Source organism: Kitasatospora sp. NPDC057198, from assembly GCF_042670125.1.
Classification (GTDB): domain Bacteria; phylum Actinomycetota; class Actinomycetes; order Streptomycetales; family Streptomycetaceae; genus Kitasatospora.
The window spans coordinates 1-12,053 of sequence record NZ_JBHUWH010000226.1 but is presented as its reverse complement, the minus strand read 5'-3'; the positions used below and the strand labels follow the sequence as shown (position 1 = coordinate 12,053).

The window sequence follows — 12,053 nt, the reverse complement described above, 5'->3', positions numbered from 1 at the left end:
CCGGCAACACCACCCGCAAGGCGTACGACCTGATCGCCGACGCGTACGGCCCCGGTGCGAACGGCCCGCTGCTGCTGGCGGTCGACCTGGACCGGCTGCCGAAGGGCGAACTCCCGTCGCTGGAACAGAAGTTGACGTCCGAGCCGGGGGTCGCCGCGGTCCGCCCGGCGCTGGTGAACGCGGCGGGCGACGCCGCCGTGATCAGCCTCCAGCCCACCACCGGCCCGCAGGACGAGGCCACCGTGAAGCTGCTGGACCGGCTGCGCGGCGGCGGACTCCCGGCCGGGGTGCAGGTCACCGGCACGGTCGCGGCCTTCTCCGACATCTCCGACCGGCTCTCGCAGCGGCTGTGGGTGGTCGTCCCGTTCGTGGTGGTGCTCTCGCTGATCCTGCTGACCGTGCTGTTCCGGGCGCCGGTGATCGCGGTCAAGGCCGCCGCGATGAACCTGCTGTCGGTGGCGGCCGCGTACGGGGTGATGACGGCGGTCTTCCAGCACGACGCGGGCGCGAAGCTGCTCGGGCTGCCGCACGCGGTACCGGTCTCCAGTTGGGTGCCGATCCTGATGTTCACCGTCCTGTTCGGCCTGTCGATGGACTACGAGGTGTTCCTGCTCTCCCGGGTCCGCGAGGACTGGCTGGCCACCGGCGACGCGCGCGGCAGCGTGGTGCGCGGACTGTCCTCCACCGGGCGGGTGATCAGCAGCGCCGCGGCGATCATGGTGGCGGTGTTCACCGGCTTCGCGATCGACCCCGACATCACCGTCAAGATGATCGGCGTGGGCATGGCGGTGGCCGTCCTGGTCGACGCCACCGTGGTCCGGATGGTCCTGGTGCCCGCCACCATGACCCTGCTCGGCCGCCACAACTGGTGGCCGCCGCGCGGGCTGGACCGCCTGCTGCCGCAGCTGCGCATCGAGCACGGCGCCGCCCCCGCGCCCGCCGCCGCCCCCGCCGGGCAGCCGGTCGAGGTCTGACCCGGCCGCGCCGCTCCCGCCCCCCGGGCCCCGCCGTGCTTACGGTGGGGCCATGGGCGTACGAGTGGAGCGGGTGTACGAGGAACCGGACGGCGGCGAGCGGGTGCTGGTGGACCGGCTGTGGCCGCGCGGGCTGCGCAAGGAGGACGCGCACCTGGACCGCTGGGTCAAGGAGGTGGCGCCCTCCACCGAGCTGCGCCGCTGGTTCCACGGGCCGGACGGGGAGTACCGGGAGTTCGCCCGGCGCTACCGGGCGGAGCTGGAGGCGCCGGACGCGCGGCGGGAGTTGGACGGGCTGTGCGAGTCGGCGGCCAGCGGGGACCTGGTGCTGCTGACGGCGGTGAAGGAGCCGGAGCACAGCCACGCGGAGGTGCTGCTGGAGGTGGTGCGGGAGCGCCTCGGGCAGAGAAGATGATCTTGGCGGCGTGTTAAATCGGACATATAGCTCCAATTCGGCTCTAATACGCTCATGAGCCTCCTGCGTGAGAACGCCGTTCTCGCCCTCTTCTTCTGCCTGGGCCTGGGCTACCTGGTCGGAAAACTCCGCGTCGGACCGATCCAACTGGGCGGCATCTGCGGCGTCCTGATCGTCTCGATGCTGGTCGGAGCCCAGAACGTCTCGGTGAACGCGGACGTCAAGAACGTCGCCTTCGCCCTGTTCATCTTCTCCCTCGGCTACATCGCCGGCCCGCAGTTCTTCGCCAACATGAACGCCAAGGGCCTGCGCTTCGGCGTGCTGTCCGTCATGGAGGCGATCGTCGTCGTCCTGATGGCGCTCGGCATCGCCGAGGCGTTCGACCTGGACGTCGGCACCGCCGCCGGCATCCTGGCCGGCGCCGCCACCGAGTCCGCCGCCGTCGGCACCGCGCAGGACGCGATCGCCAAGCTCCCCGGCATCACCGCCGACCAGACCACCCAGCTGCAGGCGCACGTCGCCACCGCCTACTCGGTCTGCTACCTGTTCGGCCTGATCAGCATCGTCCTGCTGACCAGCCAGCTGTTCCCGATGCTGATGCGGATCAAGCTCCCCGAAGCCTCCCGCAAGGTCTGGGAGAAGATGCGCGGCGAGGGCGGCGAACTCGAGCCCGGCGAGGCCCCCTCACTGCCCGCCCTGGTCGGCCGCACCTACCTGGTCTCGCAGGGCGAGGGCACCAGGATCAGCCAGATCCAGGAGCGCTCCGGCCAACTCGTCACCGTCGAGGCCGTCCAGCGCGGCGGCAAGAAGCTCGGCGTCGACGACGACCCGGTGCTGCGCCGCGGCGACCAGGTGCTGGTGGTCGGCCGCCGCGCCGCCGTGCTGGACGCCGGGCACGAACTCGGCCCCGAGACCAGCGGCGTCCCCGGCCTGGACAGCCCGATGGCCGTCCGCCAGGTCGTGGTCACCAACAAGGAGGTCGCCGGACGCACCCTCAACTCCGTCCGCGACCAGGATCGCGACGTCACCGGCGGCGTCTTCCTCACCGACATCCAGCGCGTCGACCACCACCTGCCCGCCGTCGGCGAGACCGAGGTGCACCGCGGCGACACCCTCACCGTGGTCGGCGCCCGCTCCCGGGTCGAGAAGTTCGCGGGCAAGGTCGGCGCCACCGTCCGCTCCGACACCGCCGACTACATCTACATCTCGCTCGGCATCTGCCTCGGCGTCCTGCTCGGCAAGGTCAACATCCACTTCGGCGAGGTCAACCTGACCCTCGGCACCGGCGGCGGCTGCCTGATCTCCGGCCTGGTCTTCGGCTGGCTCCGCTCGCTGCGCCCCACCTTCGGCGCCTACCCGCCGGCCGCCGCGCAGACCATGAAGGACCTCGGCCTGGCCATGTTCATCGCCGTCACCGGCATGGCCGCCGGGCCCGACGCCGGGCCGCTGCTCAAGCAGTACCCCGTGCTGCTGCCGGTCTCCGGCATCCTGATGGTCGTCGTCCCGGCCTTCCTCGGCCTGTTCATCGGACGCCGCTTCCTCAAGATCGAACCGCCGATCCTGGTCGGCGCGATCGCCGGACAGCAGTGCTCCACCCCCGCGATCACCGCCGTCGGCAACGTCGCCCAGAGCAGCGTCCCGATGCTCGGCTACACCATCACCTACACCATCTCCAACTTCCTGCTGCCGCTGACCGGACCGCTGCTGGTCGGCCTGGTCGGCCTGGGCGGGGGCTGACCGCCGATGGACTGGATCACCGACCACGTCTTCAAGCCCTACCCCGAACTGCTGATCTTCCTGACCATCGCGATCGGCTTCCTGGTCGGCCGGCTGCACTGGAAGGCCATCGGCCTGGGCGCCGTCACCGGCTGCCTGATCGCCGGGCTGTTCACCGGCTGGCTCACCGGCGTCGAGGTCAACGGCACCGTCAAGTCGGTGTTCTTCATCATGTTCCTGTTCGCCCTCGGCTACAAGGTCGGCCCGCAGTTCTTCCGCGGCCTCAGGAAGGACGGCCTGCCGCAGGTCGCCGTCACCGCCGCGGTCTGCCTCAGCGGCCTGGCGATCTGCTGGGCCTTCGCCGAGATGCTCGGCTACGGCCCCGGCCTCGGCGCCGGACTGCTCGGCGGCGCGCTCACCCAGTCCGCCGTCATCGGCGTCGCCCAGGACGCCATCGCCGGCCTGCCCGGCCTCAGCGCGGACCAGATCACCGCCCAGCAGAACCTCGTCCCGATCGGGTACGCCGTCACCTACCCGCTCGGCACCATCCTGTGCGCGATCCTGCTGGCCAACATCGCCCCCCGCTTCCTGCACAGCGACCTCGCCGCCGACTCCCGCGAACTCGCCGCCGAACTCGACGCCCCCGCCGACGACCCCGACCTCGCCGAGGGCTACTACGAGGTCGTGCTGCGCGCCTACACCGCCGTCAACGGCCCGATCGGCTCCACCATCGAGCAGTTCGAACAGCGCGAACAGGCCGCCGGACGCCGGGTCTACCTCACCCGCGTCCGCCGCGACGGGAAGATCCTCGACCACGACCAGCAGACCGTCGTCGAACGCGGCGACGTGCTCGCCGTCAGCGCGCTCCGCCACGACCTGGTCGAACTCGACCCGGCCACCGCCATCGGCCCGGAGACCGACGACGTCGAACTGCTCGGCTACCAGACCGAGCACCTGCACGTCGTCGTCTCCGAGAAGGCCCAACTCGGGAAGACCATCGCCGAGTTGCGGCGCGAACCGTTCATGGTCGGCGTCTTCGTCGACAAGGTCTACCGCTCCGGCGCCGAATTCCCCTACCGGCTCACCACCCAGGTCGAACGCGGCGACACCCTGCTGCTCTCCGGCCCGCAGCGGCTGGTCGGACCGGCCGCCGCGGCGATCGGCAAACCCGTGCCGACCAGCTTCGCCACCGACATGACCTGGGTGGGCCTGGGCATCTTCCTCGGCGGCTGCATCGGCATCCCCGCCCTCACCCTCGGCGGCGTCCCGATCAGCCTGTCCACCTCCGGCGGCGCGCTGATCATGGGCCTGGTGTTCGGCTGGATCCGCGGCAAGTACCCCACCTACGGCAACGTGCCGCCCGGCGCCCAGTGGTTCATGGACACCCTCGGCCTGTGCGCGTTCGTCGCCATCGTCGGCATCAACGCCGGGCCGAGCTTCACCAGCGGCCTGTCCCAAGCCGGCTGGGGCCTGCTGCTGTGGGGCGCCGTCGCCACCGTCGCCCCGCTGGTCGTCGGCCTGCTGATCGGCCACTTCGTGTTCCGGATGCGCCCGCCGATCCTGATGGGCGTGGTCGCCGGCGCGCAGACCACCACCGCCGCGATCGGCGCCGTCAACGAAGCCTCCCGCAGCCAGATCCCCACCCTCGGCTACACCATCCCGTACGCCGCGGGCAACGTCCTGCTGACCATCTGGGGCGCGATCATCGTCGCCCTGCTCGGCTGAACCCCCGCCCTCCCCGAAGGAACGCACCATGAGCAAGCCGTCGATCAGCCGCGAGGAGATCCAGCGCCTCTCCCGGCTCAGCCCGTTCGAGCTCAAGGGCGAGTTCATCGAACTCGCCGAGCGCTACCAGGCCGACCAGCCCGGACAGAAGGACAAGACCACCGTCCACATGCTCAACGCCGGCCGCGGCAACCCCAACTGGGTCTGCACCGGCCCCCGCGAGGCCATGCTCGCCCTCGGCCACTTCGCGCTCGGCGAGTCCCGCCGGGTCTGGACCGCCGACAACCTCGGCGGCATGCCCGAGCGCAGCGGCATCGCCGCCCGCTACGACCACTTCGCCCGCTCCCACCCCGAACTGCCCGGCATCGACCTGCTCACCGCCTGCACCGGCCTCGCCGTCGACCGCTTCGACCTCGACCGCGACGCCCTCCTGCACGAACTCGCGGACGCCGCCATCGGCGACAACTACCCCGTCCCCGACCGGATGCTCACCTGCGCCGAACAGATCGTCACCGGCTACCTCCAGGACGAACTGATGGACCGCCGGCCCCCCGAGGGGCAGCTCGACCTGTTCGCCACCGAGGGCGGCACTGCCGCCATGTGCTACGTCTTCGACTCGCTGATGAAGAACGGCATCCTGCACAAGGGCGACAAGATCGCCCTCATGGTGCCGGTCTTCACCCCCTACATCGAGATCCCCGAACTCGACACCTACGAGTTCGACGTGGTCCCGGTCCAGGCGTCCTCCTTCGCCGAGGCCGGCGTGCGCGAATGGCGCTACCCCACCGAGGAGGTCGCCAAGCTCGCCGACCCCGCCGTCAAACTCGTCTGCCTGGTCAACCCCAGCAACCCGCCCTCCCTCGCGCTCTCCCAGCGGGTCACCGACCAGATCAAGTCCATCGTCGCCACCGACAACCCGGGCCTGATCATCGTCACCGACGACGTCTACGGCACCTTCGTCGACCACTTCCGCAGCATCGCCGCCGAACTGCCCCGCAACACCCTGCTCGTCTACTCCTACTCCAAGCACTACGGCTGCACCGGCCACCGCCTCGGCGTCATCGGCCTGCAGCGCGACAACGTCATCGACGACGCCATCGCCGCCCTCCCGCAGGCCGAGAAGGACCGGCTCGCCAAGCGCTACGGCAGCCTCAGCCTCGACCCCGCCGGCATCCGCTTCATCGATCGCCTGGTCGCCGACTCCCGCCAGGTCGCCCTCAACCACACCGCCGGGCTCTCCCTCCCGCAGCAGGCCCAGCTCACCCTGTTCTCGCTCTTCGCGATGCTCCCCGAGGGCAAGGCGTACAAGGCCAAGGTGCAGGCCATCGTCGAGCAGCGTCTCGCCCTGCTGCTCGAAGGCTCCGGCATGAAGATCTCCGAGGACCCGCAGCGGGCCGGCTACTACATCGAACTCGACCTGCTCGCCGAAGCCGAACGCACCTCCGGGCCCGACTTCGCCGCCTTCCTGAAGAAGAACTACGAACCCACCGAACCGCTGTTCCGGCTCGCCGAGCAGACCGGCGTCGTCCTGCTCAACGGCGGCGGCTTCGACGGCCCCGAGTGGTCGGTCCGGGTCTCCCTCGCCAACCTCGACGACCTCGACTACCTCAAGATCGGCCACCACCTGAAGACCATCTTCGACGACTACCGCGCCGAGTGGCAGGCCGCCGGGGGCGCGTGACCCGCACCGCCCGGACGGGCCGCTCCCCGACCGGGGGAGCGGCCCGTTCAGCGCAGGCGGAAGACCGGCCGGGGCAGGAACCAGCGGGCGAAGACGAGGTGCAGGGCGACCAGGGGGAGCGGGAGAGGGCCGAGGAGCAGCAGCAGCGGGACCGTCGGCAGGACCAGGACGGCTCCCGCGTACCAGGGGAGGTGGGGGGAGAAGCGCAGCGGCACGACCGCGAGCAGGAAGAGGAGGGCGCAGGCGCCCAGGAGCGGGACGACCAGGAACGCCCGTCGCAGCGCGTCGGCCGGGCCGTGCGCCGTCGAAGTGGCGAGCAGGGCGGCGAGAGCCAGCGAGAACAGCGCGACGGCCAGCGCGTAGCGGGCGGCCAGGCGCAGGTACCAGCGGGCGCCGCCCTCCGCCCGCGCCACGTGCGGGGCCGGTCCGCGGACGGTGGTTGCGGTGGTGGTTGCGGTGGTGGCGGTGGTGGTGCTCACGGCGATACCCCCCGGTGTCGCGGCCGCGGGCGGGCACGGGGGGTGCTCCCCCGGAGGCCGGTCGGTCCCGGTGCCGTGCACGACACGCTACTCCTGGGAACGGCCGTGGTGGGACGGCGGGGCGCGGGACGGCGGGACGGCGGGGCCGGGACGGCGGGGGCCGCTCCCGCTTGGCCCGGCGGGGGCGGGCGGCGCATGCTGGAGGGGAGCGGCCGGGGCGCCCCGGCCCCGAGGAGTGCGCCATGGAGATCAGGGCAGCGAACGGGGTGGTGGCGGGGATCGACGGGTCGGCGCCCGCGGCGGAGGCCGCCGAGTGGGCCGCCCGGGAGGCCGAGTGGCGGGGGACGGGACTGCACCTGGTGCACGCCGTCAACACCGGCACCGTGACGCTCTCGCCGCGCACCGGCGCCACCGTCACCGACCTGATCCTGCGGGAGGCCGCCGAACTGCTGGACGCGGTGCAGACCACGCTGGAGGCCGCCCACCCCGGGCTGCGGATCACCGGGGACGTGGTGCCGCGCGACGCCGGAGAGGCCGTGCTGACCGCGGCCGAGCACGCCTCGCTCGCGGTGCTCGGAACGCGCGGCCACGGCGGCTTCACCTCGCTGCTGCTCGGCTCGGTCAGCCTGCGGGTGGCCGCGCACGCCGCCTGCCCGGTGGCGGTGGTCCGCGGCGCCGACCACCCGGACGGGCCGGTGTTGGTCGCCGTCCACGACGAACGCGACGCCGCCGCGCTGCGGTTCGGCTGCGAGACCGCCGCCCGCCGGGGCCTGCCGGTGCGGGCCGTGCACGTCTGGTCGCCGGTGGTCGCCGACGTGGGGCGGATGGCGCCGATGGTCGACGAACTGGGCGAGGAGGCCCAACTGCACGAGCAGTTGCTGCGCCGCACCTGCGACCCGGTGCGCGAGGACTACCCGGCCGTACAGGTGGAGAGCCACCAGCTGACCGGCTCCGCCGCCGCCACCGTGGTCGAGGAGTCCCGGACCGCCGCCCTGGTGGTGCTCTCCCGGCACGAGCCCGCACCCCGCTTCGGCCTCCGGCTGGCGACCCCGGTGCACGCCGTCCTCCACCACGCGCACTGCCCGGTGGCGGTCGTCCCGGTCTGAGCCCGACGGGCTACCGGGCCGACGGGGGCTGCCGGGCCGACGGGAGCTACTGGGCCGGGGTGAGGGTGCCGGTGTGGAGTTCGCCGACCCGGCCGGTCTCGCCCTCCCACGTCCAGAAGACCTTCACCGTCAGGGCGTCGAGGTCCATCACGTGGCTGACGGTGATGCCGCTGCGCTCCGTCCAGGAGACGAACCAGAGGCCGGGGCCGATCGCCGCGACGTGCAGCGGGACGTCCTCGTACTGGCCGGCCGACTCGCCGAGACCCTCCCAGCGCAGCCGGGTGCCGTCCGCGGAGTAGGAGTTGCGGAAGGAGGCGCCGTTGTCGACCTCGAAGAGGTAGGTGCGGCCGGCGAAGCCCGGCAGGGGGGCGTTCATGGGGGTCCTCGGTCCTTCGGGCTGATCGGATCGGCGGGGCGGGTGCGACCGGGCCGGCCGCACCCGCCCAACCTATCGGACCGGTGCCCCGTCGGGGCTCGGACCCGGGGCGGTCAGCAGCCGAAGTTCACGCGGTAGAACGTCGCGTAGTGGTCGGCCGTGTAGTAGTCCTCGTGGTAGACCTTGCCGGTGATGATCCGGCGGGCGCCGCGGGTCGAACTGCCCGGCGTGATCACCGTGTACTCGTGGTAGTAGCTCGCCGCCTGCGCGGGCAGGACGCCCTCCCGGTTCTGGAACACCACGCCGTCCTGCGAGTACGGGAACGGCCCGCCCGCGTCGATCAGCCGGATGGTGTCGCGGCCCTGGCTGGGCAGCGCCGAGTAGCAGACGTTCCCGCTGACCGCGGCCTGCGCCTGACCGGCGGCCACGGCGGTCGGGACGAGGGTCAGCAGGCCGAGGGCGGCGACCGAGGCGGCCCGGATCTTCAACGCGCGTAGAGGCATTCGCATGCCAGCAGTCTGACGCCCCGTCCGCTCCGCCGGAATCCTTGGCGCGAACACTTCACTCGCGGGCCACCGCCGTGCCACCCCGCGGCCCCGTCAAAGACATGGTCAAGTCGCCCGCGCCGGAGCGCGAAGTCCCGCAAGATCAAGGCGTTGAAATGAAAGTCATACAAGTTGCGACCGGGGCGGACGGGAGCGGCTGCGGGAGGGGGAGGGACCGTGGCGATCGAGCTGCCGGGCGAGGTGGTGACGTTCCTTCAGATCATCGGCGTGAACTGGCCGGAGATCGACGAGGACAAGGTGCGTGAATTCGTCGCGCATGTCAGAGAGTTCGCCGACAACATGAACGAGACGAAGCGGGGCGTGACGCACACGCTCGAAGAGCTCGGCGAGTTCTACCGGGGCGCCTCGTACGACGCGCTCGTCAACAAGTGGAACAGCGTCTCCGGCAAGCACATGGGCGACATCGCCGAAGGCGGCCACCAGGCTCGTCGACTACCTGGAGCAGCAACTCGAGCAGTACGTCATCGGCATGGTCCTCGAGGCGGTCATCCAGCCCCTGGTCGAACTCGTGGCCGGGGCGGGCGCCGAAGCCCTGCTGGGCGCCGTCGACTCCGCCATCGGCGGCGGGAGCGGCAGTGAGGGCTTCTACATCGACCCGGAGGGGCTCGCGAGGTACGCCGAGGCGATGCACCGGCACGCCGAGGACGTGGGCGGCCACGGCGAGGCGCTGAACGCCAAGCTCGAAACGCTGGAGTTCTGATGAAGAGCCCCATCGGCAAGGCCATGGGCAAGTGCCTCAAGTCGCTCAAGGACGACGCGGCCGCGGTGGCGGTGAAGAAGAGCAAGCAGGCACTGCACGGCAAGGGCCACGGCCTCGGGAAGATCGCCGAGGACACGGCCGAGGCCGACGCCAAGAGCGCGCAGGAATTCCTGCGGATCCGCCCCCGCGAGCCCGGCCGCGACGACCTCCGGGCCAAGCTCGGGGAGAAACCCGTCTGCCTTACGGGAACTACGCGGCCAGGGAGAAGGGACCGGCGAAGTTCACTAGCAACAACTACGCCGCCCTCCGGGTCGAGTACGGGGCCGAGGGGTCGGGGAACGAATTCATACTCGTCGGCAGGAGCAAGAATCCGATCCATTCCGAGCGGAGGCTGTGAATCCATTTCCTGGAGAGCGGGCACGGCATCCGTGAAAAGCGGGAACCGGGAGATGGAGGGCCGCTTGAACCGAATGCATCCCGGCGTGAGACCCAGAGCCAAAGGGCCCTGGGCGCCGCCCAAAGTCAAATAATTCCCTTTTCATTCCGGTGGTACAGTGCCTCGAATTGGCGCAGATCTGGGCGGGAGCGTGGTGTCGTGAATTTCCTCGTCGGCCGGGAGGAGATGGAGGCGGTATTCGGTGCCGAGGAGCTGGTGACCCTCGACGACCGGGCGCTCGCGGGCATCGCGCACGAGCCGACCCGGGCTTTCCTGCGCGAGGTCGGCCTGCCGGACCGGATCGGCTGGTTCGAAGCGGACCAGTCGCTGTGCGACGGCGCGCTGCGGGTGGGCGGCGAGAGCTGGGCGCGCTTCGCCGCGGACTACCCGGACTGCCCCTTCGACATGTCCTCGTGGACGAACCTGGGCGGCATCGGGTTCGACAGCCTGGTGATCGACACCTCCACCGGGCAGGTGTACTGCGTTCCTGACGGGCAGAATCCGCACCGGCTCAACAGCAGCATCGACTCCCTGGCGTTCTTCCTGCACGCGCTGGAGGCGGAACGGCCCCACTACGACCCGGACGCGAGCGAGGAGGGAGCGACCGAGTCCGAGGAGTCGGCCGAACGGCTGCTGGCACTGATGAAGCGGACCGACCCCGCCGCGGTAGAGGACCCGGAGTCCTACTGGCACTCCGTCCTGGAACAGGTGGCCGACGCACTGGACTGCTAGGCCCTGTCCGGCCGATCTTGCCGGGCGCGCGACGCCCAGGGCCTAGTGCCGCCCGACCGACCCGACCACCACGCCAGGAGAACGATGTGACCAGCACCCACGACCGTATCGTCGCCCGCTTCGGGGAGGAGGGCGTACGGCGGTTCGCGCCCGGGGCGCCGGGCGGGCCGGAGGCGGCCGCGCTGGCCCGGGTCGGGGGATCGGTGCTCCCGTTGCAGGTGAAGCCGTACTTCCACACGCTGCTGGAGGAGCCGGCCGCGCTGCGGGAGTACGCGGCGGCCGACGGGCAGGCGCTCGACGAGGCGGAGCACGCGGCGTGGGGCCGGCTCGGGTCGGACCGGGCGTACGATCTGTGCGTGGCGCCGGACGGGGCGGTGCGGGGGATCCTGATCGGGTACGACGAGCCCGAACGGTTCGTCAACTCCGCGCCGGAGGCGTTCGCGGAGGGACTGCTGCAGCTCGACCTGCTGCTGGAGGCGATCGCGTCCACCGACGATCCGGAGCGGGCGTTCGCCGCGTTCCGGGCGACGGAGGAGGCGATGCGGGGGACCGACCCGGCGGCGTTCTCCTCGCCGGAGAACTGGTGGCCGCTGGTGCTGGAGGACATCCGCACCACCGCCGGGGTCGAGGCGTACGCGACCTTCGAGTTCGTCACCCCGGACGGCGAGAAGCAACTGGTGACCAGGGCCGGCAGCATCTGCGTGCACCCGGAGGAACAGGTCTGGTCGGACATGTACGCCGCGGGGATCGAGCCCGAACAGGTCACCCGGATCCACACCGAACTGCAGGCATGCTTCCTGCCGGGCCACTACTGCGCGATGTGGCTGGAGCAGGTGTTCCCGGAGGCCGGGCTCACCCACAACGTCCCCTACGGCGACAGCGCGGCCGAACGGGCGGAGGGCGTACGGCGGTTGAAGGCGCACGCGGCCCAGGCGGCGGAGGGGCGCTGACCGTGTCGCACCCCGCCGCCGCCACACCGCACGCCCTGCCCGTACCCGACCCGGCCACCGCCGCCGCGGGGGCGGCCCTGCTCGCCTGGGCCACCGGCGGCCAGCCGTCGCAGGCGCCCCGGACGGTGGCCGTGACCGGTCCGCGGGGAGCGGGCAAGACCCGGCTGCTGGCCTGGTTCCTGGCGGCCACGGCGGAC

The 12,053-nt window shown here is 71.5% G+C and carries 13 protein-coding genes; 10 read left to right on the top strand and 3 right to left on the bottom strand.

Annotation, left to right across the window (positions count from 1 at the left end):
• The 5 genes from ACFUEL_RS23660 to ACFUEL_RS23640 all read left to right on the top strand — a co-directional run.
• Positions 1–974: MMPL family transporter (locus ACFUEL_RS23660; RefSeq protein WP_380238743.1), on the top strand; the 974-nt coding region annotated here is incomplete at its 5' end.
• 52 nt (positions 975–1,026) lie between these two features.
• The gene (locus ACFUEL_RS23655) at positions 1,027–1,389 is read left to right on the top strand and encodes a DUF488 domain-containing protein (protein WP_380238742.1); all 363 of its coding nucleotides are present in this window, start codon (positions 1,027–1,029) and stop codon (positions 1,387–1,389) included.
• Positions 1,390–1,443: 54 nt separating this feature from the next.
• On the top strand, positions 1,444–3,126 hold the full coding sequence (gene aspT, locus ACFUEL_RS23650) for an aspartate-alanine antiporter (protein ID WP_380238741.1): 1,683 nt from the start codon (positions 1,444–1,446) through the stop codon (positions 3,124–3,126).
• Between the two features lie 6 nt (positions 3,127–3,132).
• Complete coding sequence (gene aspT / locus ACFUEL_RS23645; protein WP_380238740.1) at positions 3,133–4,830, top strand: aspartate-alanine antiporter; 1,698 nt, start codon at positions 3,133–3,135, stop codon at positions 4,828–4,830.
• A gap of 28 nt (positions 4,831–4,858) precedes the next feature.
• Entirely contained in the window at positions 4,859–6,511 is a 1,653-nt protein-coding gene (locus ACFUEL_RS23640; protein ID WP_380238739.1) for a bifunctional aspartate transaminase/aspartate 4-decarboxylase, read from the top strand.
• Between the two features lie 47 nt (positions 6,512–6,558).
• On the opposite strand, the gene ACFUEL_RS23635 is transcribed toward ACFUEL_RS23640, so the two are convergent.
• Positions 6,559–6,990 carry a hypothetical protein gene (locus tag ACFUEL_RS23635; protein ID WP_380238738.1) on the bottom strand — a complete coding sequence of 144 codons (432 nt, stop codon included), beginning with the start codon at positions 6,988–6,990 and terminating at the stop codon, positions 6,559–6,561.
• A 242-nt stretch (positions 6,991–7,232) separates the two neighbouring features.
• On the opposite strand from ACFUEL_RS23635, the gene ACFUEL_RS23630 reads away from it, so the two are divergent.
• The gene (locus ACFUEL_RS23630; protein ID WP_380238737.1) at positions 7,233–8,096 is read left to right on the top strand and encodes a universal stress protein; all 864 of its coding nucleotides are present in this window, start codon (positions 7,233–7,235) and stop codon (positions 8,094–8,096) included.
• A 46-nt stretch (positions 8,097–8,142) separates the two neighbouring features.
• On the opposite strand, the gene ACFUEL_RS23625 is transcribed toward ACFUEL_RS23630, so the two are convergent.
• Both ACFUEL_RS23625 and ACFUEL_RS23620 read right to left on the bottom strand, forming a co-directional pair.
• Positions 8,143–8,472, bottom strand: coding sequence for a hypothetical protein (locus ACFUEL_RS23625; protein WP_380238736.1), 330 nt, complete (start codon positions 8,470–8,472; stop codon positions 8,143–8,145).
• Positions 8,473–8,585: 113 nt separating this feature from the next.
• Positions 8,586–8,981 (bottom strand): ribonuclease domain-containing protein, encoded by a 396-nt coding sequence (locus ACFUEL_RS23620; protein ID WP_380238735.1) that lies wholly within the window; start codon positions 8,979–8,981, stop codon positions 8,586–8,588.
• Positions 8,982–9,507: 526 nt separating this feature from the next.
• On the opposite strand from ACFUEL_RS23620, the gene ACFUEL_RS23615 reads away from it, so the two are divergent.
• From ACFUEL_RS23615 to ACFUEL_RS23600, 4 genes are all read left to right on the top strand, one after another.
• Positions 9,508–9,738, top strand: coding sequence for a hypothetical protein (locus ACFUEL_RS23615; RefSeq protein WP_380238734.1), 231 nt, complete (start codon positions 9,508–9,510; stop codon positions 9,736–9,738).
• 595 nt (positions 9,739–10,333) lie between these two features.
• Positions 10,334–10,906 carry an SUKH-4 family immunity protein gene (locus ACFUEL_RS23610; protein WP_380238733.1) on the top strand — a complete coding sequence of 191 codons (573 nt, stop codon included), beginning with the start codon at positions 10,334–10,336 and terminating at the stop codon, positions 10,904–10,906.
• Positions 10,907–10,992: 86 nt separating this feature from the next.
• Positions 10,993–11,856: a nucleic acid/nucleotide deaminase domain-containing protein gene (locus tag ACFUEL_RS23605; RefSeq protein ID WP_380238732.1), complete on the top strand. Its 864-nt coding sequence runs from the start codon at positions 10,993–10,995 to the stop codon at positions 11,854–11,856.
• Positions 11,857–11,858: 2 nt separating this feature from the next.
• A partial coding sequence (locus ACFUEL_RS23600; protein ID WP_380238731.1) for a hypothetical protein occupies positions 11,859–12,053 on the top strand: 195 nt, incomplete at its 3' end.